Here is a 25,482-nt window from a genome sequence, read left to right as displayed (position 1 = left end):
TTAGTAGAGTTTACATATGCTTAAAAAGCAATCAATAGACCTTGATTTTGACCGTAATCACATTTGGCACCCTTATACATCAATGACTCAGCCTATTCCGGTTTACCCCGTTACGCATGCAAGTCACAACCTTATTCACTTAGAAACGGGCGAACAACTGATTGACGGCATGGCCTCATGGTGGAGTGCTATTCACGGCTATAACCATCCGGTTTTAAATGAAGCGATGCACGTACAAATAAATAAAATGAGCCATGTAATGTTTGGTGGTATCACTCATTACAGTGCGGTAGCGCTTTGCAAAAAATTGGTGGCGATCACGCCCAATAATTTAAACAAAGTATTTTTAGCCGACAGTGGCTCGGTAAGCGTTGAAGTAGCGATTAAAATGGCGCTGCAATACTGGTTAAGTCAGGGCATTACCACTAAACAAAAGCTTATGACACCGTTTAAGGGCTACCATGGCGATACCTTTGCAGCGATGAGTGTATGCGATCCGGTTAATTCTATGCATAGCTTGTACTCTGGCTTTTTACCTGAGCATGTATTTGTACCTGCACCTAAAAGCCAATTTAACGATAAGTTTAATCAAGCCGAGGCCGATGAACTAAAACAGTATTTTTTAAAACACCACCAGCAAGTTGCGGCGTTTATTATTGAGCCCATAGTTCAAAACGCAGGGGGGATGAACTTTTATCACCCTGAATATTTAGCTTGTGTACGCAAATTATGTACTCAATACAATGTACTGCTAATTTGTGATGAAATTGCCACCGGGTTTGGCCGCACTGGTAAACTGTTCGCTGTAGAGCATGCCAATGTTCAGCCCGATATACTTTGTATTGGCAAGGCACTCACCGGCGGCACCATGACCTTATCAGCCACGTTAACGACCGATAAAATAGCCACAGGCATTAGTGAAGGTAAAGCAGGTGTTTTGATGCACGGTCCTACTTTTATGGGCAATCCACTCGCCTGCGCCGTTGCCTCTGCCAGTATTGATATATTGCTTGCGCAAGATTGGCAACAACAAATTACCGACATTAATAACGCGTTGCAACAATTACATCAATGCAGTGAACTTAGTGACGTTGCTAATGTGCGCACTTTAGGTGCAATTGGTGTGGTAGAACTTACAGAGAATGCCGGTAACATTGATGTTGCTAAAATTCAGGCTTATTTTGTTAGCCAAGGGGTGTGGATACGCCCTTTTGGTAGGCTTATTTATTTAATGCCACCGTATATAAGTGACGATACCAGTATAAAACACCTCTGTGATGCAATATTTAGTGCGATAGAGGGTAAACATTACGTTTAGATAGTTAATTATTTTTGAGACTTTAGTTAAAGTTTATCTAATTTTTCCGTTTAATTATTATTCGTCTGAAAACTTTAGTAAATTAAGGCTCTGCCTTGATTTACTGTGTTGATCTGAGTGATTTTTAGGGATATGATAATGACTATCATTTACAATAATATTATGGACTCACTTGCTATGAAAATATTACTTAAGCCTGCCAAAACATTAAGTGCAACTTTTTTACTCGCCTCTGCGATTTTTGCACAACCGGCACTTGCTAACGGCCCCATAGGTGAGCACGTTAATCACCTGCAAGCTAATTTAAAAACCTACAATGAAGATGTTGAGTGGATGGTTTCTAAGATTGATACCATGGTAAGCGATTACGAGAAAAAAGGCGCAAAAGCGGTTAATAGTGATGATTTAATTGAGTATTGGGAATCAGTTAAATTTCACAGTGCCATAGAAACAAACTACGTCCCCGTGTATGCCTCTATTTGGCAAGGCTTGTATGGCATTAAAATGGCTATCGACAACAAAAAACCAGCGTCAGAAGTACGTATACAGCAACAAGCAATGAACAACGCATTATGGCAAGGTTTAGGTGCAGTCAAACTTGCGGCTCAGTTTCAACAAAAAGGCTTATTAAAAAGTGTTAAAGCCACTGCCACAAAAGAAATGACCCAAAGTGCGACCATTGACGAAATTAAACACAAATTAGACCGAGTAGTCGCTAAATATGCAGAGCGCTTAAGCGATGAAGCCACCAGCATAGTGCACGACACTTATCTACATTTATTTGAAGGCGTTGAAGGCACATTGATTGAGCAAGACGCAAAATTAGTAGAAGTGCTCGAGAAAGACTTTAACGTAACCCTACCGCAAGCTATTTCAGGTAATAAAACGGTTGATGCAGTGCGTGATGTAGTTACTGATATGCAAACTAAATTAAGCCGTGCGCAAGCACTGATTGAAAAAGCTGAAAAATCACGTAAGGATGTATTTTAAGTGAAACGCAGAACCTTTATTCAAGGCTTAGCTGCGCTTGGGGTAGCGGGTGCTTTGCCGCTATCGCTTACACGTGCTTTTGCCGCTGATATTGCCAACCCCGTGTCGGTTGATACATTACCTAAACTTAAAGGCGCATTGACCCTTTATTTAGGGCGTGGTGAAGGTGGCTTATACGAAAATGTATTACAAGCCATTCAAAAAAAGAACCCTGATTTAGACCTTGCTATTCGACGCGGCCCCACTGCGGCATTGGCTAACACCATTGTTGCCGAAGCCAAAGCGGGTGTTAAACGTGCTGACTTATTTTGGGCTGTCGACTCGGGTGCCATTGGCTTAGTGACCGATGCTGGCCTTGCCAAACCTATGCCAAGTGATTTATCAGCGCAGCTACAGCCACAATTTAGATACGATGAGTGGGCACCTGTAACTGGTCGTATACGTACTTTGCCTTTTAATACTGAGCGTTTAACCAAAGAGCAAATTCCAAAAAGCATTATGGAAATTGCCGACAGTGATTTAAGTATTGGTTGGGCACCAGCTTACGCTTCTTTTCAATCGTTTGTTACCGCTATGCGAATTTTAGAAGGTGATGACAAAACCGCTAAATGGCTTAAAAAAGTGCAAAAACGTTCTAAAACCTACGCCGGTGAACTCGGTGTAGTTATGGGTGTTGAGCGCGGTGAAGTCGATATTGGTTTTGCCAATCACTACTACACATTGCGTTTAAAGTCTGGCAAGCCCGATGCCAAACTTGATTTAGCCTTTACGCAAAATGATGCTGGCTGTTTAGTTAACGCTTCGGGTATTTTATCGTTATCTGACGACCCACTGGCAATGAACTTTATGCGTTATTTACTCAGCGTTGAAGTACAAAGTTATTTAGCAACCGAAGCCTATGAAATCCCTCTGGTTAATGGCGTTACTCAACCCGATGGTTTACCTAAGTTAACCAGTATTTCGCCCCCTAAAATTGATTTAACTCAGTTGGCTGATTTACGTCCAACTATTGACTTAATGCGCAGCAGCGGCGTTTTATAATGCGAATACCATCATCTTACCCTTTGGCGCTGCTTGCAGCGCTTGTTACCCTTACCCCTATTTTTATTTTAATAACGCTTGCCAGTGACGCAAGCGCTTTTTTTGATAGCCATAATTTAACCATTTTAGGCAATACCCTGTCGTTAATGGGATTAACCGTACTTGGCTCTATTTTAATTGGTGTGCCACTGGCATTTATTAGTGCCTATGTGCAGCTACCATTTAAAAAGTGTTGGCTGGTAGTGTTTGCCGCCCCTTTGGCTATTCCCAGTTATATTGGTGCATTTACCCTTTATGCTGCATTTGGCCCAGGTGGTGAAATAAACACCGTACTTGGTTTTGAAACCCCTTCCATGTATGGCTTACCGGGAGCTGCCATTGTAATGACCTTGTATACTTTTCCGTTTGTGATGATGACCACTCGTTCTTCCTTACTCAGCCTTGATGCCAGCATGGTCAACGCCGCTCGTACGCTAGGTATGTCGATGACGCAAAGCGTGTTTAAAGTTATTTTACCCCGTGTTGTAAACGGAATAGCCGCAGGGTCGTTATTAGTTGCGCTGTATACGCTGTCTGATTTTGGTACACCGGCGATGATGCGCTTAGATACCTTCACTCGGGTTATTTATGTTGAATATAACGCCTTTGAACTAAGCCGTGCGGCTATGTTGTCAATGCAATTGATGGTCATCGTTGGCTTTTTATTAATGATTGAATCACAAATTAAAACCGCGTCTGAGCGCCACGGTAGGCCACTTATTTTATTTCCAAAAAAATGGCAATTAGGCGTGATGTTTGCCGCCTTTGCCCCCATTTTATTACTCGCTATTGGCTTACCACTCGCGGTATTTACGCTGTGGCTAGTGCGTGATGGCTTTAGTTCGTTTGATTTTAGTATTGCATGGCATTCTACTTACGCTTCAGCTATTGCGGCTATTGTGACTGTTATTGTGGCTATTCCTGTGGCACACGCCGCCCTCACCGGTAAAGCGGGTAAAGTGATGGAGCGTGTTACTTATTTTGGCTTTGGTATTCCGGGTATAGTAATGGGAACTGCGCTTGTGTATGGCGGTTTACAACTGCCGTTTTTATATCAAACGCTGGGATTACTAATTGTAGCTTACATGTTGCGCTTTTTACCGCTTGCCGTAGGCTCTGTGCGAACCAGCACTGAACACCTCGACCCAAGCTTAGTAAAATCAGCCCGCGTGTTGGGCGCAAGCCCGCGTGAGGCATTTACGCGTATCACTTTACCCTTAACCATGCGTGGTATTATTGCAGGTGCCGCTTTAGTATTTTTAGAGTCAATGCGTGAACTAGAAGCCACACTGTTATTGGGTCCGACTGGTTTTGAAACCCTATCAACATATTTATGGCGTGTTTACGAAGCGGGTTACTTTGGCCGCGCTGCAATACCTGGGTTATTGTTAGTGGTGATTTCAGCCGCTGCTTTAGCTATTATGATGTCGGGCGAGAAACGCAACCAGTTTGAACATTAAGGATTTATAAAAAATGCTATCTGTAAGTCAGTTGTCTATAGATTATGGCAGTAACCGTGTTGTAAGTGACTTAAATTTCACCTTAGGTGAAAGCGAAATTTTAATGCTTGTTGGCCCAACCGGTTGTGGTAAAAGTACTATTTTACAAGCCTTAGCTGGGCTTTTACCCATCAGCGACGGTGAAATTAAAGTGGCTAAATGGACCGCAACACCAAAGCATACCGTGGCCCCTGAAAAGCGCAGCGTGGGTATGGTGTTTCAAGATTTTGCGTTATTTCCCCATTTAACGGTTGAGCAAAATGTGTGCTTTAAACTAAAAGACACAAACCCGGCCGATCACTGGATAAAACTACTCGGTTTAGAGGCGTTTAGAAATAAAAAACCCGCTACGCTTTCAGGGGGGCAAAAACAGCGTGTTGCATTAGCTCGCACCCTTGCCCACCAACCAGACTTTGTATTACTTGATGAGCCGCTATCTAACCTCGATGCCGCTTTAAAAGATATGCTACGTTGGGATATACGAAATGCGCTTAAAAAGGCGGGCGTACCTGCTATTTGGGTAACGCACGACCAAGAAGAAGCGCTGTCGGTTGGCGATCGTGTGGGTGTGTTAAAAGAGGGTGAAATACAACAAATTGATACCCCAGAGCAATGCTTTAGTAAACCAAACAATCGTTTTGTAGCACGTTTTTTAGGTGAAGCCAGCTTTATTAAAGGCACCCTTAATAACGGCCAAGCCCTAACTGATATCGGCAATGTGCCTGCTCATGGTGTTGACTGTGCAAACGCTGAGGTAGAGGTTTTACTTCGCCCAGATGATGTATTATTAGTACAAAGCAGCGTAGGTACTAATGGCGAAGTTATTTGGGTACGCTTTGAAGGCGGAAGCCGCTTATGCGCAGTAGAGCTTGCTTGTGGTACTGTGGTAACAAGCCGCGTGAGTCATGAATTGGTTGTAGAGCCCGGTGACAAGGTGCATGTTTCGCTCAGTACGTCTCACCCATTGGCGGCATTTAAAAGCTAGCGTGTAATAACACGAGTAGTTTTATGAAAAAGCCCTAATTTTGGGCTTTTCTTATAATTACCACTCAAACATGTAGGCCATTTTGCTAATGGTTTTAAGCGGTATGTTATGGCTATTGCGTTTGGCGTATAAGTGCTGCATTGATTTGTCTTTTACTTCACCGACAATCACTTCTTTTACTTGATACCCTAAAGCAATCGCTGCTTGTGAATAAGCAATAAATTCCCACTTTTTAATATTGGTGTTATCCACTATCACCAGTTTAATGCCTTGCGCTAACGCGTTAATAAAGCGGGCTAAGTTTAAATTGTGGTATTGCGATAATTTAAACTTGTCAAAATGATACTCACCCTGCTCGTTTACAAAGTAATCATCTGTTGAGCAAATAAAATAGTGGCTTTCATCTGCGCCGGAAAGTTCGTCAGCGAGATTTTGCGCATAATATGACTTACCACTGCCTGGCAGTCCTCGTAAAATAAAAACTTGTTTCATAGCATCCATTTTTTATTAATACGTCAATTCGGTTTATTTGCTAATAATGCCACAAATTGATGAAATTTCAGAGTAACAAATAGCAATAGTGGTTATTTAGCACTAAAAACCGATTAAAAAAACGACGCATCACTAAAAACTTTTAAAGAGTTGCCTACAACAGTTTTTTTATTTTACTTTACTAGGTATTATACAAGGTTCAAGTGTGGTGAGCTTAATTGCCAAGACGCAAAAGCAACGCACAATTAATTTATATAGTTAGGCAACTTATATCATTGGAGTGAAAATGAGCCATTTAGCGATTTCAGAGCTATTAAAAGGCAATGTTGCGGTAGACAGCCAAGTAACCATTAAAGGCTGGATCCGCACGCGCCGCGATTCAAAAGCAGGAATATCATTTTTAGCCGTTCATGACGGTTCGTGTTTTGATCCTATTCAAGCGGTAGTTCCTAATTCACTGAATAATTATGATGAAGTTACAAGCTTAACAGCAGGCTGCTCTGTGTCGGTTACTGGCGTACTAGTACAATCTGCAGGACAAGGGCAATCTTTCGAAATTCAAGCTAACTCTGTCACTGTATTAGGTTGGGTTGAAAATCCAGATACTTACCCTATGTCGGCTAAGCGCCACAGCATTGAGTATTTACGTGAGCACGCTCACCTTCGCCCGCGTACCAACATGATTGGCGCAGTAACACGCGTACGTAACTGTTTAGCGCAAGCGATTCACCGCTTTTACCATGAGCAAGGTTTTTACTGGATCAGCACGCCTATTATTACTGCCAGTGACTGTGAAGGTGCGGGTGAAATGTTCCGCGTATCAACCCTTGATATGCAAAACCTGCCAATGACAGATAAAGGCGAAATTGATTACAGCGAAGACTTTTTTGGTAAAGAAGCCTTCTTAACCGTATCTGGCCAGTTAAATGGTGAAACGTACGCCTCTGCCATGTCAAAAATTTACACCTTTGGCCCAACGTTCCGTGCAGAAAACTCTAATACTTCACGCCACCTTGCTGAATTTTGGATGGTAGAGCCGGAAGTCGCCTTTGCTGATTTAGAAGATATCGCAAAACTTGCTGAAAACATGCTTAAGTATGTATTTAAAGCCGTATTAGAAGAACGCCGTGACGACATGGAGTTTTTCGCATTACGTGTTGAAAAAACAGCGATTACTCGTTTAGAAGAATTTGTAGAAAAAGACTTTGCACAAGTTGATTACACAGATGCTGTAGAAATTCTAAAAGCGTGTGGCAAGAAATTTGAGTACGCGGTTGAATGGGGTGTAGATTTACAGTCTGAGCACGAGCGTTACTTAGCTGAAGAGCACTTTAAGGCACCGGTTGTTATTAAAAACTACCCACGTGACATTAAAGCATTTTATATGCGTCAAAATGAAGACGGTAAAACCGTTGCAGCAATGGACGTAGTAGCACCTGGCATTGGTGAGATCATTGGTGGTTCACAACGTGAAGAGCGCCTTGATGTATTAGATGCACGTCTTGAAGAAATGGGCTTAAATAAAGAAGACTACAGCTGGTACCGCGACCTACGTAAATACGGCAGCGTGCCACACTCTGGCTTTGGTTTAGGGTTTGAGCGCTTAGTGGCCTATGTTACCGGTATGGCTAACGTACGTGATGTAATTGCGTTCCCGCGTACTAAAGGCAGCGCAACGTACTAAGCAAGGCAGCGCAACGTACTAAGCCAGGCTTTGTACCGTTAAATAAAAAACCAACCTACGGGTTTAATGCCGTTCACTTAAGGTGAGCGGCTTTTTTATTTCTAGCGTACCGCTGCGGTCTTGGCTTGACTGAGCGAGGGAAACTTCGCTCCCTTCGAGGCTCTAGAATTAGGCTTTCTGCCATCGTATAAAAGTATTTTAACTGACGTGGTATGGCCCCTGGGGTTGAATAAGGTAATCCAACAAGCAACCTCATTATTTGAGCTAAACTACCATTGAAACTCAGTTGGTACGGTAAATAATCACCTTTTAATGTGTGGCACATTTTTACCATCTGATATCGCACCATATTATAAGTAAGCAACACTCCCCACAGCTCTTGCTTTACAAGCGCTGGTAAGCGACTTCTTAATGTTAATCGATTACCCAGCATATATTGCTTTTGTTCGCGATAACCAAGCTCTATCTCCCAGCGGTGACTGTATATATCGCCTATATCGGCTGATGGATATCGCATCGGATCTGTCATCGATGTCATCACACTGTATGATTTCCCCTTTATTTTTCGAGTCACTAACCTCGCTATTAAGGTGTCAGGCAGCGTTGGCCACATTTTGCTTGCTCTTGGGTTACTGCTAAGTTGGACTAATTTATCATTACGCCCTAATGTTTGAATAACGTTATATTGCACATTTTTTTTCAGGGGGATTAGCCAATGGCGTTCACTGCCAGTCGTTTGCCATTTATGTAAAAGCCCTAAAGAATAGAAGCCTTTGTCGAATAAAGTGAGACTGTTATCGGGTGTGGTTTCTATAAGCTTTTCAGCCAGCACCATTTCATTGACCTTGTAATCATCAAAAGCGCTCCCCGTTATTAAATGGCTGCTCAGCTCCATTTGACACACCATTCTGACCTGTGGGTATTGTGTATTGGCCGGTTTTGTAAAGGCCTCATTATTTTGGGGGGAGTCATCCGTACGCCAAACAACACCATCGACACCAAGCAAAGTAAGCCCATTCCAATGAGGGTGATTAGCGTCATCATTCCAATGTCTTTGGGTGCATTCAAATAAGGCTTTCATGGCGGCTTCACCTAGATTTTTACGACGCTGAGTTAAAGCACTTGGCGCAACAAATGGCTTTCCTTCTCGGTCAATAATGTCGAGCATATTAACGACATCGGCCATGGATTTATCATTATAAATAACCATACCGATCAACAACCAAGCCATCGATTCTAGGGTTAGTTTTCTTTTTCGTAGTGTAACGGTTTCGGTCAGCGCATAGGCCTCTTCGATAAGGGATAAAGGGAGTAAATCTGCGAGTGTTTCAACTTCATTAGGTTTGATGTTGTTGATAATATCGAGAGCATTAGAAAGTTGCATAAAAAAATCCGAATTCTACAAAAGAATTCGGATTCTTACATACCTAGAAGATCGTTCAAGTGCTATTAACTATTTCTTAAATGATCGGCATTAAACCTACGGGTTGGTTTTTTATTGCCTTTATCTAAATCTTTATAAATATTTTTCGTTTATAAAGCATATTAGAAATAACCCAAAAGCCAATAACATGTAATAAAGCAAAGGTGAACGATGCTAATTTAGCACTCATTACTAGGGCTAACTGTTGATATATCCAATCACCTAAATTAACCTCGCCAATATTAATCAGTGAATAGCTCAGTACCCACACACCCGATAACACATAAATAAACAATGGATTCGAGCCATACACAATTAAAGGATTAACAAGGCGTTCGGGTTTTACTATGTCGCACAGCCACACAAAAAAGGCCAGTACAATACAGGCAATCCCTGAGGTGTAAATAACAAAGGTACTACTCCAAAGCGATTTATTAATTGGCATGATCAGCGAGCCTAATTGCCCTAAAGCGATACCAACAACCCCAATGAACAACAAACGTTGTATACTTGTCCATTGACTGCTAGAGCGGGTGAGTAAGCGAGTGACTTCAAAACCAAATAAAACACTCACTACACTAGGTAAGGTACTCAAAAGCCCTTCTGGATCAAACGCTAATCCTTTACCTTGCCACAAATGCGACTCACCTAACACCGCCATATCAACCGATCTAACTAGGTTATTCTCTAGTGTATACGCGTTATTAGTGCCAACACTTAAAAGCAGTAACCAATATGCAACTAAAATAATAACCGATAGCGTTAACACCCCTCGCCTATTTAGTAGCAATACACAGATAGACGCTAAAATATAGGCAATGCCTATTCGCTGTAATACGCCCAGTATTCTTAAATTTTCAATACTGGTGGTAAAGGGATAAATATTTAATGCTAAACCAATAGCAAATATAATGGCTCCACGTTTAACTAGCCTTAATATTTGGCTAGCACTGGCTGTACTGTTGGTTTTTTTAAATGAAAAAAACATCGCAGAGCCAATAATAAACATAAAAAACGGAAAAATTACATCTGTGGGTGTACAGCCATGCCAATCAGCATGAAGTAAAGGGGCATACACGTGGGACCACGACCCTGGGGTATTTACCAGTATCATTAATGCGATGGTTAACCCCCGCATAGCATCAAGCGCTTTATACCTTGTCATTTTGGCTCCTATTTAATAATTTGCATTTCTACAAATGACAACGCTGTCACTTTGTTATAAAAAAAAGCCAAGCGCAAGTATTTTAGACAAGTAGAAAAGTTGAAATAAAAAAGCCGCAGAATCAATAACGACACGGCGGCTTTAAATCAGAATAGTTAACTTACTATAATGCTGTGGTTATTTAGCTTTATAAAGCTTGTTCAAGCTCGGGTAATACATCAAATAAATCAGCAACTAAACCGTAGTCCGCCACTTGGAAAATAGGCGCATCTGGATCTTTATTGATGGCAACTATCACTTTTGAATCTTTCATGCCTGCTAAATGCTGAATAGCACCACTTATACCCACGGCAATATATAAATTAGGCGCGACAATTTTACCTGTTTGACCTACTTGCATGTCGTTAGGCACAAAGCCTGCGTCAACCGCTGCACGTGAGGCCCCAATTGCAGCCCCCAGTTTATCGGCAATACCATTTAATAATGCAAAGTTTTCACCATTTTGCATGCCCCGACCACCCGAAATAACCACATCTGCAGCCGTTAGCTCTGGGCGTTCAGATTCGGTTTGCTCAACACTAACAAAACTGCTTAGCTGTGAGTCAGAGACCGCATCTAAGGTTGTGACATTCGCTGGCGCTTGTTCGCCTTGTAAATCAAAGCTGCTTGCACGCACGGTGATCACTTTTTTACTATCGAGTGATTTAACCGTTGCAATGGCATTACCCGCATAGATTGGGCGTTTAAATGTGTCGGCGTCAATAACATCAATAATTTCTGAAATTTGCGCTACATCTAATAATGCGGCCACGCGTGGCATAAAGTTTTTACCAGTGGTGGTGGCACTTGCCACAATATGGCTGTACTCATCTGCAAGCGATAACACTAAATCTGTCATGCTTTCAGCAAGTTGATGCTCGTAAACACCGTTATCGGCAAGTAATACATTGGCTACACCGTCAATGCTCGCAACTGATTCACTTATAGCCCCTAAGTTTAAGCCAGCTAGTAATACATCGACATCAAAGCCTAATTTTTTAGCTGCATTAATCGTTTTTGAGGTTTCTGGTTTTAAGGCACCGTTATCGTGCTCTGCAATTACAAGAGTTTTCATTTAAATCACCTTTGCCTCTGTTTTAAGTTTTTCTATAAGCTGTGCAACGTCATCTACAATAATACCGCCGCTGCGTTTTGCAGGCTCTTCTACACGAACGACTTCAATACGCGGTGTTAAGTCGATACCTAGCGAATCAGCGGCAATCACCTCTAAAGGCTTACGTTTTGCTTTCATAATGTTAGGTAGCGATGCATAACGTGGCTCATTAAGTCGTAAATCGGTGGTGACTATCGCGGGTAAATTAAGTGCAACAGTTTGTAAGCCGCCATCCACTTCACGTGTTACATTCACTTTGCCATTTTCAATAACGACTTTTGAAGCAAATGTACCTTGGCCGCGATTAGTTAATGCCGCTAACATTTGGCCGGTTTGATTATTATCAGAATCGATAGATTGCTTGCCTAAAATAACCAGCTCAGGAGATTCTTGCTCAACAATTTTTGCAAGTAACTTTGCTATGTGCAAAGACTCTAAATTTTGTTCAGTTTCAACATGAATGGCTCTATCAGCACCTAATGCCAGTGCTGTGCGTAATTGTTCCTGTGATGCTTTAGCACCAATGGTAACGACAACCACTTCGGTTGCCGTACCCGCTTCTTTTAAACGAATCGCTTCTTCTACAGCAATTTCACAAAAAGGGTTCATTGCCATTTTAACGTTTGTTAAATCAACACCACTGTTATCAGGTTTGACCCGAGCTTTTACGTTGTAATCAATCACTCTTTTAATTGGTACGAGAACTTTCATAGGGACTCCATAATTATTTAAACCTATAAGTTAACGTAGTCGTCAACCTATTTATTTTATGAAATCAGACTACTTCCTGTTGACGTAAACGTCAACCTAAAATAACCTTAAACTATTCACAACCTGTAACGATTAATTTGCATAACAAAGAAACAGGTTGCTTAGCTTAGTTTTTGCTTAAAAAAGTAAAGGTAAGTCCGTCATAGATAAAGAGGTTAATATGATTGAACGCGAAACCATGGAATTTGACGTTGTTGTTGTAGGGGCAGGCCCTGCGGGGCTTTCAACAGCAATTAGACTCGCGCAGCAAGCACAAGAAAAACAACAAGAATGCATGATTTGTGTGGTTGAAAAAGGCTCAGAAGTGGGCGCACATGTATTATCGGGCGCTGTTTTTGAAACCAAAGCACTGGATGAACTACTGCCAAACTGGCAAGAATTGGGCGCGCCTGTGACGACTAAAGTTCAACGCGATGAAATTTACTGGTTTAACAATGAAACAAAAGCAACCTCAATCCCGCATTTTGCAACCCCAAACACATTTCATAATAACGGTAACTACATTGTTTCTATGGGGAACGTATGTCGTTGGCTTGCTGAGCAAGCTGAAAGCTTAGGCGTTGAAATATTCCCCGGCTTTAGTGCGCATTCAGTTATCATTGAAGATGATGTTGTTAAAGGCATTATTACCGGTGATATGGGGCTTGATAAAAACGGCGATGAAAAAGACGGATACATGCCAGGCATGGAGTTACGTGCCAAATACACGGTATTTGCCGAAGGCTGTCGCGGTCATTTAGGTAAACAGCTAATTAATAAATTTGCTCTAGACGATGAATGCTCGCCACAGCATTATGGTTTAGGCTTTAAAGAAATTTGGCAAGTGGATGAATCTAAGCATCAATTAGGTAAAGTAGTTCACGGAACCGGTTGGCCATTAAATGGTGATACTGGCGGGGGTGCCTTTATGTATCACAGTGAAAATAACCAAGTGGTTGTCGGATTAATTGTGGATTTAAATTATTCCAATCCGCATTTAAGCCCGTTTGATGAGTTTCAGCGTTTAAAACATCACCCGGTATTTAAAAACACTCTTGAAGGGGGTGAACGCATTGCCTATGGCGCGCGTGCCATTGCCAAAGGCGGCTTACATTCATTACCTAAAATGCACTTCCCTGGCGGTTTATTAGTGGGCTGTGATGCAGGCACACTCAATTTTGCAAAAATTAAAGGCAACCACACGGCAATGAAGTCAGGCATGATAGCCGCACAGGTCATTTTTAATGCGCTACAAAACGATTTGGCTAACACCGATTTAACCCAATACACCAGTGAATTTAAAAAATCATGGGCGTACAAAGAGCTGTATCAATCTCGTAACTTTGGCCCCGCAATGCATACCTTAGGTAAATTTGCAGGCGGCGCATACAACACCCTTGATCAAAATATATTTAAAGGTGCCCTACCGTTTAGCTTTAAAGATAATGTACCTGACCACGCGACTTTAAAGAATGCTGATCACGCTGAAAAAATTGCCTATCCAAAGCCTGATGGCAAACTCAGTTTTGATAAACTTTCTTCAGTGTTTTTATCAAACACAAATCATGAAGAGTCGCAGCCATGCCATTTACAACTTAAAGATGCATCCATCCCAATTAAGGTTAATTTAGTTAAATTTGATGAGCCTGCGCAGCGATACTGCCCTGCTGGTGTGTATGAAGTGCAAGAAATAGAGGGACAAAATGAATTTGTGATAAATGCACAAAACTGTGTCCATTGTAAAACCTGTGATATTAAAGATCCGAGCCAAAACATTACTTGGGTAACACCCGAAGGCGCCGGTGGTCCAAATTACCCCAACATGTAACACGCTTACTATAATAATTATAAACTTATCCTAAATTGCAGGGGCTTCGGCCCCTTTTTTACGCTATGCTATTAAGTAATATAAATATATGAGAGTGTTTTATGGCGTCGTCGAGTGTGATTTTTCGTTTTTTAGCAGAGCCTACCGATGTAAATTTTGGGGGGAAGGTGCATGGTGGTGTGGTTATGAAGTGGATTGACCAAGCCGGTTATGCTTGTGCCGCGGGCTGGAGTGGCCATTACTGTGTGACTGTGTCGGTTGCAGGTGTTAAATTTAGACGCCCTATTTTGGTTGGCCAAATTGTTGAAGTGGAAGCAAAAATAGCGCACACCGGTAAAACCAGTATGCAGATTTTTATTCAGGTTCGCTGTGGTGACCCAAAAACACAAAACTTAGTTGAAACCAATCACTGTGTTATTAGCTTTGTTGCCATGGATGAAACAGGATACCCAGTGGCGGTGCCAGAATTTAAATCGGTTACCGACGAAGATAAAAAGCTTGAAAACTACGCCATTAAAATGAAACAAATAGCCATAGAAACCGAAAACTTATTAGATAACGTTTAACTTAGTGCCTTTTTGCAGGTTTGTATAAGCTACAACAAATTGTAAAATATACAATTTTTATTTTTTTTAAAATTAACAGTGCGCTTAACAGTTGAATGTTTTGCGTACTAAAACTACCAAAAAAAGTTCAATAAACACACTTTATGGATAAATGTTAGGCAGAATGATTGTTGGCACGCTCACTGCAATGAGTAAATCGACGTTTGATAAATAAATCGAACATATCGTTAAAGGAGCTATACAATGATTAAAATACTTTCCCTTTCTGCACTTGCTTTAGCAACACTGGGTTTTAATTCAGCAGTACAGGCTGATATTACCAACATGGACTCTCCACGTATTTATACCGGTATTGGTTATGGCCAGTATTCATTTCAATTTGAAGATAGCGAAAACGACACTGATTTTGATGACGATGCGCAAATGCTAAAAGGTTATATTGGTACTCAATTTAATGAATATTTAAGCCTTGAACTTGCGTATCAAAATTTTGATGATGTGAGTGATATAGACAGTAAAGCAGAAATTGATGGGGTATCGTTAGCAGCGCGTTTTTCAGCCCCTATCACTGAAGATTTTTCTGTTTATGCAAAAGGCGGTTGGTTTGAGTGGGATGCTGATTTAACTCAAAAACTACCAGTAGGCAGCGTTAGCGTATCACAAGACGGTGGTGACGTATTTTACGGTGCAGGTATTGAATATGCTTTCTCAACCAATATGCAAGTGCGTTTAGAGTATGAGCGTTACGAATTAGATGATGATATTGATCCAGAAATGGACGTTGCGTCAGTATCATTCCAATATATGTTTTAATAACAACTTAACCGTTGAAATATATGGGTAAGGCTACGTTTAGCCTTACCCTTTTTTATTTTATATTTAGACCAATCAGTTTAAACTCTCTTTGTGCTGATTATATTAAGCTAATGCCACCCATGGCAATTACAGGTAGAATACTCCCCTATTTTATTTGTTAGCGAGCATTATGAGCGATTATCAAATTTCGGCGATTGGCCATATCCAATCACCGTATAAACAAAAATTTGCCATTCCTAGACAACCTCGATTAGTACCCGAAGCAAAAGCCAAACTCATTTTTGCTAAGGAGTTTAATCGCGAAGAGTTTGTGCGCGGATTAGATGATTTTACGCATATTTGGTTGTTGTTTCGATTTCATGAAACCGCAGATAAAGGTTATTCAGCCATGGTGCGCCCGCCTCGGTTGGGTGGGAACGAACGCAAGGGCGTATTTGCCACCCGTGCTACTTTTCGCCCTAATGCCATTGGTATGAGCGCTGTAAAGTTAGAGGGAATTGAATACCAGAACTGCCAGCTTGCGTTATTGCTCGCCGGTATTGATTTACTTGATGGCACACCCATTGTAGATATAAAACCTTATTTACCTTATTCAGACGCATTACCCGATGCCAGTGCTGGCTTTGCCGATACGCGCCCTGAAACTCATATGAGTGTTGAATTTAGTCAGCAAGCGCTCGATTTTATTGCTAATCAACCGCATTATCCTGACTTAAAAGCCTTTATCAGTAATGTACTCAAACAAGACCCACGCCCTGCTTACAAAAAGCAAAAACAAGGGATGCAAAGTTATGGAATGAATTTGTATGAATACAATATTACTTGGCAAGTAACCGATTCACATCATTTAGTTACCCAGATAGAAAATTGTTAAATCGCGTTTAATTTAAGCGAGCTATCGCTATAAAATACGATAAAAAATCACTTAGCGCTTTAGTGTCCATGCAACCGCTGGTAAACTGAAACCCTTAACTAAAAGAACACATTACTTTATTTCGGAAAAAACATGCGTACTAGTCAATATATACTCGCTACACTCAAAGAAACGCCAGCTGATGCTGAAATTGTATCGCACCAGTTAATGCTTAGAGCCGGTATGATCCGTCGTGTTGCTTCGGGCTTATACACTTGGCTGCCCTCTGGTTTACGCGTGCTTAGAAAAGTAGAAAACATAGTACGCGAAGAAATGGATAAAGCAGGCGCTATTGAAATGTTAATGCCTGTTATTCAACCAGCTGATTTATGGGAAGAGTCTGGTCGATGGAGTGAGTTTGGTCCAGAGCTAATGCGCTTTACCGACCGTCATAATCGTGAATTTGCTATGGGTCCTACCCATGAAGAAGTGATCACCGATTTTGTTCGTAAAGAAATTAACAGCTACAAACAGCTGCCTATTACGTTATACCAAGTACAAACCAAAGTACGTGATGAACGTCGTCCTCGCTTTGGGGTGATGCGTGCCCGTGAATTCACCATGAAAGACGCCTATTCATTCCATTTAACCGATGAATGTTTAGCTGCAACTTATCAAGTTATGCACAAAGCCTACTGTAATATTTTTGAACGTTTAGGTCTTGATTACCGCCCTGTTATTGCTGATACCGGCTCTATCGGCGGTAGCGTATCCCATGAGTTTCATGTACTTGCTGAGTCAGGTGAAGATGCAATCGCCTTTAGTGATGCCAGCGATTATGCAGCTAACATTGAAAAAGCAGAAGCATTAGCACCCAATGAGCCGCGTCCTGAGGCTACAAAAGAGCTAAAAGCATTCCCAACGCCTGATGCAAAAACAATTAATGAGCTTAAAAAGCATTATGGTGTAAAACCACATCGCGGTGTTAAAACATTGATTGTTTATGGCGCCCCTAATGAAGACGGAAAACGTGGCTTAGTTGCACTAGTACTGCGTGGCGATCACGAACTCAATGAACTTAAAGCTGAAAAGCATCCACTTGTTGATTCACCACTTGAAATGGCCACAGAGGCTGATATTGTTGCAGCCATTGGCGCAAAACCAGGCTCTTTAGGCCCTGTAGGCTTAAACATGCCTATTATTGTTGATAGAACAGCAAATGTATTGGCTGACTTTGTTGCAGGTGCCAACAAAGATGATGAGCATTTTAGTGGCATTAATTGGGATCGCGATGTAACAAACTACCACGTGGCAGATATTCGCAATATTGTTGAAGGCGATCCTAGCCCATGTGGACAAGGGACGTTACAAATTAAGCGCGGTATTGAAGTTGGTCATATTTTCCAACTAGGTACTAAATACTCACAAGCGATGAAAGCAGGTGTACTAAGCGAAGCTGGTAAAAATCAAATAATGACCATGGGTTGTTATGGTATTGGTGTATCACGTATTGTTGCCGCTGCTATTGAACAGAATAACGATCAATACGGTATTACATGGCCTAAAACCATCGCCCCTTTCGATTTAGCGATTGTGCCAATGAATATGCATAAATCGCATCGTATTCCTGATATTGCGAATACTCTATACCAAGGGTTAAAAGAGGCTGGTCTAGACGTGTTATTTGATGATCGTAAAGAGCGCCCTGGTGTTATGTTTAACGACATGGAATTACTCGGTGTACCTTACACCTTGGTAATTGGTGAGCGTAACCTAGATGAAAACAAAGTAGAACTTAAAAACCGCCGCACTGGTGAAAAGCTAATGATAGATATTGATAGCGCCATTGAGACAATCAAAAATCAATTTAACGCCTAAGCCTTGAGTTAATTAAAAAAACCGCTGTATAATTTTTATACAGCGGTTTTTTATCAGCACTAATAAGAGGACGACTATTTATCCCTATTTCAAGTATAAGTATAAAAAACTAAAAAACGTTCACGTGTCGCTAAATAAACTGACAGTTGTCAGTTATGTTTATTCTAGTCGAATATCAGCACACGTGATCCCAACTTTACTTGTTGAGTTATAAATTCACAATCTAATTCCCAAAAAGTTTTAATTAATTCATCACATTATTTATTTCAACTTGTATTTTTTTATTAAGCAGCAAAGTAAACGAAATTAAATCTTTAATGCGTGACTGTTCTTTTTCTAATAGCGACCCACTTTCAATATCATCACAAATTACCAACATCTCATTACAACCAATTATACTTGCACCACTTTTCATTTTGTGTGCTACAGATTTACACTTGACAAAATCTTTTTCAGTTAAAGCACTTTCTAACTCTTGAATATCGTCTATGTTGACACTTAATATCTGTTCTAGGATTTTTTTATTGAGCTCGGGATTACCAGCTGTTAATCCATTTACCATTTCTATATTAAATAACTGACTTTGATTCGAAGAAAAGTTATCTTCAACTATGCTTTCTTTAGCTAGAGAACTGTTTACAGTGTTATTTAAATCTTCAATATTGATCGGCTTAAATAAACAATCATCCATACCAGAATCTAAGCACTTATCTATAATTTCTTTTTGGGCATTAGCAGTATAGCCTATAATGTATACTGGTTGAATATTGTGTTCATTTTCATAACTTCTGATTCTTTTTGCTAACTCATAACCATCCATTTCAGGCATGTTACAATCTGTAATGATCAGATCAAATTTATCTGAAATGTAAATATCTAAAGCTTCATTACCATTACTCGATTGTACGACATGATGGCTTAAATATTTTAGTTGTTCAGAAAGCAACAGTCTATTAGGTGCATAATCATCAACTATTAAAATTTTAAAAACTTTCTTTTCATTTTCATCCCTATTTATTAGACTCTCAGGGTTAATATTTTCACTCTCAATATATAAATCGAAATTTAAAATAATAGTTATTTTTGTACCTATATTTACTGAGCTTTCAATGTTAAAACTAGCATCCATCAAATCACATATTGCTTTAGATATCATTAAACCAAGGCCAGTTCCTCCTTTTCCGTTGTGGTTGTTAGCTTGATTAAAAGCTTGAAACATACTAACCATATCATGCTCAGGTATACCTATACCTTGGTCTTTTAAAGTAACTTTAACCTTACAGGTATCATTATTTTTTTCCAATAAAACAACCTGTAAATCAATATTTCCGTTTTCAGTAAATTTTATAGCGTTGGATACAATATTAACTAAGACTTGTTTCATTCTCGATTCATCATAGAACAACTCGTCGTTTATATTTTCATCAAAATCAAGATTGAAATTTATTTCTTTTTGTTGGGCTAAGTGGGAGTATATTTTGTATATGGAAAAGATTGTTCTTTTAAAATTATTTTTTTCTGGCGTTAAAGATAACTTTCCTGATTCAATTTTTGAAATATCAAGAATATCTCCGATTAAATTCAGTAAATCATTTGCCGCTTGATAGGCTATATCTATAGATTGGATATCAAACTCATTATTTTCATGTTTTTTGATTACCAGCTCTAGTAATCCAAGAATAGCATTTATTGGTGTACGAATCTCGTGGCTCATGGTAGCTAAAAATCTACTTTTAGCTACATTAGCTGAATCAGCTAACTCTTTAGCATTAGATAACTGTTCAAGGAGGCTAACGCGATCACTTACATCAATCCATCCGCATATAATACCGTCTACTGGATTATCACTTTTTAAACTAAAAGGCTGAATCCAATGATAGAAATTGTATTTTTTATCATCAATAACAACAGCCCTGTCCTTAAATACGGTTATGTTATCATTTAAGGCTTTTTGATTATCTAATTTAATATTTTGAACAAATTGCTCATAAGTCAAATCATCAAAACTCATTTTTCCAGACAACGACTTTTTATTAGTCTCTGTAAAATCTAAGTAACATTTATTTTTTAAAATATATTTTAATTCATTATTCATGGCAAATATTGGGTGAGGTATGCTGTCTATAATTATTTGGATAAAGTTAAGTTGCTCTATTAGCTTTTCTTTGAAAGATAACCTTTTTTTATAATTTGAAATAACAATTAAACTACTAAAAAAAACTATCAAAATAATAATAATTCCAGAAAAGATCAGTGTATACACTGTGTATTGATAATCTTTCCAGTTTTGATGTGTTGGTAGAGCATTTTTTTGCCACCTATTAGTAATGATCTTGACATCCTGAGCCGGTACATAATCAATAAACTCTGAGAAAAGATTAGCTAAATTTTGGTTATTATTTAGCATTGCAAGATTTAAAGTAGCAGCAGGTATATCGGTGATTATTTTTTTTATATACAAATCATCTTTAAAAAAGTGGTTTATATAATAATTTGCAAGTAATAAAGGCGCTAATGTCACAGCATCGCCATTAGAATTTACCACATCATTTAAAGCATCTATATAAGACTTTGATTCAACAACTCTAAAATCATTATTTGCTAGTTTAATATCATTGGTCAGCAAGTGTCCTTTTGGTAGAAAAATTGTAGATGAATTATTTGATTTTTCATTTAATTTTGCAATAACAACATATGGAGAGTTTGCAAAACTTTTAGTAAAATAAAAATCCCTTTCCCCAGAACGTGAAAATGCACTGATGTCTGCCTCTCCTGTTTCTAGTGCCTCAATTTGCTCCTCCAGGGTATTTTTGAAAATATATTTAAAGTTTACACCGGTGTATAATTTCATTAAATCTAACCACTCAATTAGAATACCTTGTGGGCTGTCATTTATTCCTGGGTAACTAATAGGCGCAGAGTACTTAGCAAGAGCAACTTTAATCTCTTTATTATTTTCGACATACTTACTAGCCATAAATCGTGCGCTTTCTAAAGTCGATTTAGTCGGTACAGATATCCCACCACCGTTCCAATTTATCTTTAACAGTTTTTTTAAATTATTATCAACCGAATGTAAGATTTTATTTAATATTTTTAACAGTATTTTATTATTTTTATTAAGAGCAAATGAAAATCCTATGGAATCAAATTCAAGAAGCTCCTTAAAAGAAATATTGTCAACAAACTCACTGTTTATCTGATAATTTGCAGAAAATAAATCGAGGACAATGGCATCTACGCTACCGTTTATTAAAGAAGAGACAAGCTCTTGAGGAGATGAAAACTTTACTAGCTGAGCATTAGTGTAACGATCAAGTACAACTTGATCAGGTAAATACTCATAAAATATACCAATTTTTCTTATATTTTCTATATTATTGTAACTATTTATAAAAACAGCGGGTATATCACTTTGATAAGGCTGTGTTAAGGTTAGTCCCAAAAGGTTTTCGTAGTCATTTGACGATGTCAAAAGATCAATTTCATTGTTGTTTATCGCATTTATTGCATCTTTCCTAGTTTTAAAACTAGTCAGTTGAGTTTTGGTACCTAGCAATAATTCAACCAACTTTAAATAATCAGCTGTGATCCCTTCGTAATATAATGACGCTCCATTATTAGAAATATCATATGGAGGAAAATCTTTCTTTACGAAACCAACTCTGATTATTCTATTGTTAAGCCATATTTTTTCTTTCTCAGAAAGTTCAATTTTTGGTAAATCGAGCTCATTATGTTGCAATGTACTATATAGTTCAATGCTGTATGCTTTAGAAAATATTTGACTAAAAACAAGAATTATAAAAAAAAGAATGTTCCTAATCATAAAATACCATTTTTTCTAGCTACATCTATTATTTCTACAATATTTTTTATATTTAGTTTTTCAAAGATCCTAGTTTTGTAAGTACTAATTGTCTTGCTACTTAGCAACATCTGTTCAGCAATCTGTTTATTGGTTAGTCCTGAGGCTAAAAATTTAAAAACCATCATTTCTCTTGCAGAAAGGACAGATAATGCATCAGAGCTTTCTTCTTTGTCTTTTGAGTTATTATATGAAACTGAAGTATCAGGAAAAAACTTATACCCAGATCGTATAGAGCGAATTGCTGTTAACACTTCTTCTATACCTTCTGTCTTAGATAAATAACCAGATGCACCAGCTTGCATACAAAGATGGATAAAATGCTCAGAGGATTGCGACGTTAACACTAAAAAACGTGTTTTTAAGTTTAAAGCTTTGCAACGTTTAATTACTTCCATACCATCTAGTGAAGGAATATTTAAGTCAATTATAGCTATATCAGGACTTAGTTTTTTGATTAGCTGTAATGCATCTATACCATTTGAGGCTTCGCCAATAACTTTAAACTGATGCTGCTCTAATAACATTTTTGTTGCCAAAAGCACAACAGGATGGTCATCAACTAATAAAATATTACTCATAAGGTTATCTCTATTGCTTGGTGGTTAATGATGCAATTAAATTTCTATAAATCTATGAATAATAAAATAGCATACTTACATTAGTATATAACTAGTTCACGTTCTTTGCAGGAAAAGGCCTACAACAATATAAGAAAACTGAAAATGTGACGAGTGAAATCATTACAGATAAAAATCAAAAAACTTACAAAAAGCGAGTGAGTATCTTGTTATTACGTAAGAAATATCTCATGTTAAGGTTTTCCTTAGAGGTTTAAAACTTAACACAGTATTATTACTTTTTTATAACTGATGGAAATATATATGGAAATTAAAAAAGTAAAATTTATAACTATTTATTTACTGATTGGAAGTACAAATACCTACGCTAATACATTAGAGTTTAATGGAAAAATTAAACATCCTACTTGTCAGGTAAAAGTCAATAACATGATTCAATCTCCAGCCATAACACTTCCTACTATTAATATTCAACAGTTAAAAAATAGCGAAGATTCTGCTGGTGAAACACCGTTTGTGATCACTATCTATGATTGCTTAAGAAGTATGACTTTAGAACAAAACTGGGATGTCAGATTTTCGCCATGGGGAATAGATAAAAACAGAGATTTACTTATTCCGGGCTTTATTCCCATGATGTTTGGCACAGCAAAAGGAATAGGATTACAAATATTAGATGCTCAGTCAGGTACACCGATTAATAACGAGTTTCGAGAAGATCTACTAATTGGCTATCGTGCTAAAAATGCAATAAAAATTCAACCGGGAGAGTCTCAAGGATCACACAATTTTGCCGTACGTTACTTATCTGTTAGCGATAATGCTTTACCAGGAAGCATAATAAGTTATGTGCAGTATGCTGTGGGATACTTTTAAAAGCTTAAAGACCACGCCGTTTATGGCGTGGATTTTCAATTAAATTTCTTTACTCTTCAATTGATAATGTAACACGTCTATTTATTGCTCGTCCTTCAACAGTGGTATTGTCTCCTTTAGGGTTTTCTGCGGCATAAGCGTAGACCAATAAACGATTACCATCAATATTATACTCCAGTTTTAATTTGTTCATTATAAAGTTTGCTCTTCTTTCAGATAACAACTTATTGTAATGTTGATTACCAATATCATCAGTATATCCCGAGATTATGATGGATTTTTTATGACTCAGTGCATAGCTTAAAAAAGAACTTAATTTATTATTGTCAACTGCAGTTGGTTTTGATGAATCAAAGGGAAAATAAAAAGAGACAGTAGGTGTTTCTAAAGGCACTTTTTCAACAGATTTTTTTGTTAAAACGTTGGCTTCTGGAGCTGGAACATTATTGCTAGCAATAGCTATTTTTGGTCTTTGCTTGTTAAACCTATAACCTAAAGTTAACAAACTCATCGCATCTTGATTGTAAGATTTTTCAGAAAAAACCTTTCTTATTTCAGCGGTTAAGTAAAAGTTACTATTGATAATATAGTTTATGCCAATACCTAAATGAAGTTGATTTTCTTCATATTGTGAGTAAAACACTCTTGCTATATCTCCAGATAAAAATAATGACGTATTTTTATTTCCATCGAAATAATAGCGACTACCCAATAAAAAGCTCTCATAGTCTAATTCAGAGAGTTGTTTGGAGTTTAAATAATTAAATTGACTACTCCACTTTTCTGTTATGAAGTACTCACCACCAATACCAATAAACGTCTCATCGTCTATTTGCCTAGTGTTATCATTCCACAGTTCACCAAATGAAGCATGAAATTTAAAATCTGTAAGATTCTGTGAATATGCGGCATGCGAAAATACCACACACGAAAAAAATAGAGTAATTAATATTTTCATATTATATCTTATAAAGTTAAATTTTTAGAGGCATTAAAAATAAACCCTGAGTCATTAATAATATTAAATTTAATAACTTCATCTTTCGGTTTATTTAATAAAGGGATTGTATTAACGCTATTTGGTTTGAGGACGCTAGAAAAATCGGATAATGGTAGATCATCAATAAAGATACCAGCAATGTTAACATGAATAGATGCTTTGTTTTTCACCTTTAATAAGTATTTCCGCTCTTCAGAGCTCCCATCCAAAACAACAGAAAAGTTAACGGATTCAATAATTTCTGAATTTGATTTGCTCATTGATGGGGCACGATAAAATAATTTATATTGTTTTTGCATAGTTAAAATAATCTTATCATTTGAAACTCTATTTTTAGGTGGAATTTCATATAAGTTTAACCAATACAACTTCTCACTCTCATGTTTTTTATTTGAGATATTAATTAGTTGGATAACCTGAGTAGCTCCAGGTTTAAGAGTAAAAAGAGCTGGATTAGTAATAACTGGAGCTATTGCAGTGTTGGGCTTATTATTTAAGTTTCCATCATCAACCCAAGATTGCACAACAACATCATACTCATTCGTGTTCATAACTATCACCGATTGCGATAACTGTGTAGAGTCAAAAATAACTCTTGTACCTTGCATCGTAACTCCAGCTAAAACTGGGTTTGCGATAAATAGTCCCACGAGCAAAAAAATAGTAATACGCATATG

General features: G+C 38.4%; 21 protein-coding genes. 12 read left to right on the top strand and 9 right to left on the bottom strand.

Annotation, left to right across the window (positions count from 1 at the left end; genetic code table 11):
* The first annotated feature begins 16 nt into the window (after nt 1-16).
* From bioA to AC6H44_RS07230, 5 genes are all read left to right on the top strand, one after another.
* Nucleotides 17-1,318, top strand: a complete 1,302-nt coding sequence (bioA, locus tag AC6H44_RS07250; protein WP_500738203.1) for an adenosylmethionine--8-amino-7-oxononanoate transaminase — start codon at nt 17-19, stop codon at nt 1,316-1,318.
* 177 nt (nt 1,319-1,495) lie between these two features.
* Nucleotides 1,496-2,308, top strand: a complete 813-nt coding sequence (locus AC6H44_RS07245) for a hypothetical protein (protein WP_500738398.1) — start codon at nt 1,496-1,498, stop codon at nt 2,306-2,308.
* The gene (locus AC6H44_RS07240; RefSeq protein ID WP_500738202.1) at nt 2,309-3,349 is read left to right on the top strand and encodes an extracellular solute-binding protein; all 1,041 of its coding nucleotides are present in this window, start codon (nt 2,309-2,311) and stop codon (nt 3,347-3,349) included.
* Nucleotides 3,349-4,848 carry an ABC transporter permease gene (locus AC6H44_RS07235; protein ID WP_500738201.1) on the top strand — a complete coding sequence of 500 codons (1,500 nt, stop codon included), beginning with the start codon at nt 3,349-3,351 and terminating at the stop codon, nt 4,846-4,848. Before AC6H44_RS07240 ends, AC6H44_RS07235 begins: the two co-directional genes overlap by 1 nt.
* 13 nt (nt 4,849-4,861) lie before the next feature.
* Nucleotides 4,862-5,872: an ABC transporter ATP-binding protein gene (locus AC6H44_RS07230; protein ID WP_500738200.1), complete on the top strand. Its 1,011-nt coding sequence runs from the start codon at nt 4,862-4,864 to the stop codon at nt 5,870-5,872.
* A gap of 57 nt (nt 5,873-5,929) precedes the next feature.
* Here the strand turns inward: AC6H44_RS07230 and AC6H44_RS07225 are convergent, their stop codons facing one another.
* The gene (locus AC6H44_RS07225; RefSeq protein ID WP_500738199.1) at nt 5,930-6,364 is read right to left on the bottom strand and encodes an ATP-binding protein; all 435 of its coding nucleotides are present in this window, start codon (nt 6,362-6,364) and stop codon (nt 5,930-5,932) included.
* A gap of 286 nt (nt 6,365-6,650) precedes the next feature.
* Here AC6H44_RS07225 and asnS point away from each other — a divergent pair, with 286 nt between their 5' ends.
* Entirely contained in the window at nt 6,651-8,048 is a 1,398-nt protein-coding gene (gene asnS / locus AC6H44_RS07220) for an asparagine--tRNA ligase (protein WP_500738198.1), read from the top strand.
* Nucleotides 8,049-8,121: 73 nt separating this feature from the next.
* Here asnS and AC6H44_RS07215 read toward each other — a convergent pair whose 3' ends face one another.
* From AC6H44_RS07215 to AC6H44_RS07200, 4 genes are all read right to left on the bottom strand, one after another.
* Complete coding sequence (locus AC6H44_RS07215; RefSeq protein WP_500737435.1) at nt 8,122-9,432, bottom strand: IS4 family transposase; 1,311 nt, start codon at nt 9,430-9,432, stop codon at nt 8,122-8,124.
* 124 nt (nt 9,433-9,556) lie between these two features.
* Nucleotides 9,557-10,636 (bottom strand): acyltransferase family protein, encoded by a 1,080-nt coding sequence (locus AC6H44_RS07210; RefSeq protein ID WP_500738197.1) that lies wholly within the window; start codon nt 10,634-10,636, stop codon nt 9,557-9,559.
* A gap of 187 nt (nt 10,637-10,823) precedes the next feature.
* Nucleotides 10,824-11,750 carry an electron transfer flavoprotein subunit alpha/FixB family protein gene (locus AC6H44_RS07205; RefSeq protein WP_500738196.1) on the bottom strand — a complete coding sequence of 309 codons (927 nt, stop codon included), beginning with the start codon at nt 11,748-11,750 and terminating at the stop codon, nt 10,824-10,826.
* A complete protein-coding gene (locus AC6H44_RS07200; protein ID WP_500738195.1) occupies nt 11,751-12,500 on the bottom strand; it encodes an electron transfer flavoprotein subunit beta/FixA family protein in 750 nt (249 codons plus the stop codon).
* A 220-nt stretch (nt 12,501-12,720) separates the two neighbouring features.
* On the opposite strand from AC6H44_RS07200, the gene AC6H44_RS07195 reads away from it, so the two are divergent.
* From AC6H44_RS07195 to AC6H44_RS07175, 5 genes are all read left to right on the top strand, one after another.
* Nucleotides 12,721-14,367: an electron transfer flavoprotein-ubiquinone oxidoreductase gene (locus tag AC6H44_RS07195; RefSeq protein WP_500738194.1), complete on the top strand. Its 1,647-nt coding sequence runs from the start codon at nt 12,721-12,723 to the stop codon at nt 14,365-14,367.
* Between the two features lie 101 nt (nt 14,368-14,468).
* On the top strand, nt 14,469-14,933 hold the full coding sequence (locus AC6H44_RS07190; protein ID WP_500738193.1) for an acyl-CoA thioesterase: 465 nt from the start codon (nt 14,469-14,471) through the stop codon (nt 14,931-14,933).
* Nucleotides 14,934-15,176: 243 nt separating this feature from the next.
* Nucleotides 15,177-15,746, top strand: a complete 570-nt coding sequence (locus tag AC6H44_RS07185) for an outer membrane beta-barrel protein (RefSeq protein WP_500738192.1) — start codon at nt 15,177-15,179, stop codon at nt 15,744-15,746.
* 172 nt (nt 15,747-15,918) lie between these two features.
* Complete coding sequence (tsaA, locus tag AC6H44_RS07180) at nt 15,919-16,623, top strand: tRNA (N6-threonylcarbamoyladenosine(37)-N6)-methyltransferase TrmO (RefSeq protein WP_500738191.1); 705 nt, start codon at nt 15,919-15,921, stop codon at nt 16,621-16,623.
* A gap of 132 nt (nt 16,624-16,755) precedes the next feature.
* Nucleotides 16,756-18,480 carry a proline--tRNA ligase gene (locus AC6H44_RS07175; protein WP_500738190.1) on the top strand — a complete coding sequence of 575 codons (1,725 nt, stop codon included), beginning with the start codon at nt 16,756-16,758 and terminating at the stop codon, nt 18,478-18,480.
* A gap of 244 nt (nt 18,481-18,724) precedes the next feature.
* Here AC6H44_RS07175 and AC6H44_RS07170 read toward each other — a convergent pair whose 3' ends face one another.
* Both AC6H44_RS07170 and AC6H44_RS07165 read right to left on the bottom strand, forming a co-directional pair.
* Nucleotides 18,725-22,309 carry a response regulator gene (locus tag AC6H44_RS07170; protein WP_500738189.1) on the bottom strand — a complete coding sequence of 1,195 codons (3,585 nt, stop codon included), beginning with the start codon at nt 22,307-22,309 and terminating at the stop codon, nt 18,725-18,727.
* On the bottom strand, nt 22,306-22,929 hold the full coding sequence (locus AC6H44_RS07165; protein ID WP_500738188.1) for a response regulator: 624 nt from the start codon (nt 22,927-22,929) through the stop codon (nt 22,306-22,308). The genes AC6H44_RS07170 and AC6H44_RS07165 overlap by 4 nt, the downstream gene beginning before the upstream one ends.
* A gap of 303 nt (nt 22,930-23,232) precedes the next feature.
* On the opposite strand from AC6H44_RS07165, the gene AC6H44_RS07160 reads away from it, so the two are divergent.
* The gene (locus AC6H44_RS07160; RefSeq protein WP_500738187.1) at nt 23,233-23,805 is read left to right on the top strand and encodes a fimbrial protein; all 573 of its coding nucleotides are present in this window, start codon (nt 23,233-23,235) and stop codon (nt 23,803-23,805) included.
* 49 nt (nt 23,806-23,854) lie between these two features.
* On the opposite strand, the gene AC6H44_RS07155 is transcribed toward AC6H44_RS07160, so the two are convergent.
* Complete coding sequence (locus AC6H44_RS07155; protein ID WP_500738186.1) at nt 23,855-24,763, bottom strand: OmpA family protein; 909 nt, start codon at nt 24,761-24,763, stop codon at nt 23,855-23,857.
* 8 nt (nt 24,764-24,771) lie between these two features.
* Nucleotides 24,772-25,479, bottom strand: coding sequence for a fimbrial biogenesis chaperone (locus AC6H44_RS07150; RefSeq protein ID WP_500738185.1), 708 nt, complete (start codon nt 25,477-25,479; stop codon nt 24,772-24,774).
* Between the last annotated feature and the right edge of the window lie 3 nt (nt 25,480-25,482).

The sequence above is a fragment of the Pseudoalteromonas sp. TAP-3C genome, assembly GCF_059888565.1.
This window is presented reverse-complemented; position numbering and strand designations above follow the sequence as displayed.

What these genes read in the sequence shown, in the direction of transcription:
- AC6H44_RS07190 (WP_500738193.1), top strand. Translation starts at nt 14,469, where the DNA reads ATGGCGTCGTCGAGTGTGATTTTTCGTTTTTTAGCAGAGCCTACCGAT.
- AC6H44_RS07205 (WP_500738196.1), bottom strand. Translation starts at nt 11,750, where the DNA reads ATGAAAACTCTTGTAATTGCAGAGCACGATAACGGTGCCTTAAAACCA.
- asnS (WP_500738198.1), top strand. Translation starts at nt 6,651, where the DNA reads ATGAGCCATTTAGCGATTTCAGAGCTATTAAAAGGCAATGTTGCGGTA.
- AC6H44_RS07175 (WP_500738190.1), top strand. Translation starts at nt 16,756, where the DNA reads ATGCGTACTAGTCAATATATACTCGCTACACTCAAAGAAACGCCAGCT.
- AC6H44_RS07160 (WP_500738187.1), top strand. Translation starts at nt 23,233, where the DNA reads ATGGAAATTAAAAAAGTAAAATTTATAACTATTTATTTACTGATTGGA.
- AC6H44_RS07210 (WP_500738197.1), bottom strand. Translation starts at nt 10,636, where the DNA reads ATGACAAGGTATAAAGCGCTTGATGCTATGCGGGGGTTAACCATCGCA.
- AC6H44_RS07150 (WP_500738185.1), bottom strand. Translation starts at nt 25,479, where the DNA reads ATGCGTATTACTATTTTTTTGCTCGTGGGACTATTTATCGCAAACCCA.
- AC6H44_RS07200 (WP_500738195.1), bottom strand. Translation starts at nt 12,500, where the DNA reads ATGAAAGTTCTCGTACCAATTAAAAGAGTGATTGATTACAACGTAAAA.
- tsaA (WP_500738191.1), top strand. Translation starts at nt 15,919, where the DNA reads ATGAGCGATTATCAAATTTCGGCGATTGGCCATATCCAATCACCGTAT.
- AC6H44_RS07225 (WP_500738199.1), bottom strand. Translation starts at nt 6,364, where the DNA reads ATGAAACAAGTTTTTATTTTACGAGGACTGCCAGGCAGTGGTAAGTCA.
- AC6H44_RS07185 (WP_500738192.1), top strand. Translation starts at nt 15,177, where the DNA reads ATGATTAAAATACTTTCCCTTTCTGCACTTGCTTTAGCAACACTGGGT.
- AC6H44_RS07195 (WP_500738194.1), top strand. Translation starts at nt 12,721, where the DNA reads ATGATTGAACGCGAAACCATGGAATTTGACGTTGTTGTTGTAGGGGCA.
- AC6H44_RS07155 (WP_500738186.1), bottom strand. Translation starts at nt 24,763, where the DNA reads ATGAAAATATTAATTACTCTATTTTTTTCGTGTGTGGTATTTTCGCAT.
- AC6H44_RS07165 (WP_500738188.1), bottom strand. Translation starts at nt 22,929, where the DNA reads ATGAGTAATATTTTATTAGTTGATGACCATCCTGTTGTGCTTTTGGCA.
- AC6H44_RS07235 (WP_500738201.1), top strand. Translation starts at nt 3,349, where the DNA reads ATGCGAATACCATCATCTTACCCTTTGGCGCTGCTTGCAGCGCTTGTT.
- AC6H44_RS07230 (WP_500738200.1), top strand. Translation starts at nt 4,862, where the DNA reads ATGCTATCTGTAAGTCAGTTGTCTATAGATTATGGCAGTAACCGTGTT.
- AC6H44_RS07215 (WP_500737435.1), bottom strand. Translation starts at nt 9,432, where the DNA reads ATGCAACTTTCTAATGCTCTCGATATTATCAACAACATCAAACCTAAT.
- AC6H44_RS07170 (WP_500738189.1), bottom strand. Translation starts at nt 22,309, where the DNA reads ATGATTAGGAACATTCTTTTTTTTATAATTCTTGTTTTTAGTCAAATA.
- bioA (WP_500738203.1), top strand. Translation starts at nt 17, where the DNA reads ATGCTTAAAAAGCAATCAATAGACCTTGATTTTGACCGTAATCACATT.
- AC6H44_RS07245 (WP_500738398.1), top strand. Translation starts at nt 1,496, where the DNA reads ATGAAAATATTACTTAAGCCTGCCAAAACATTAAGTGCAACTTTTTTA.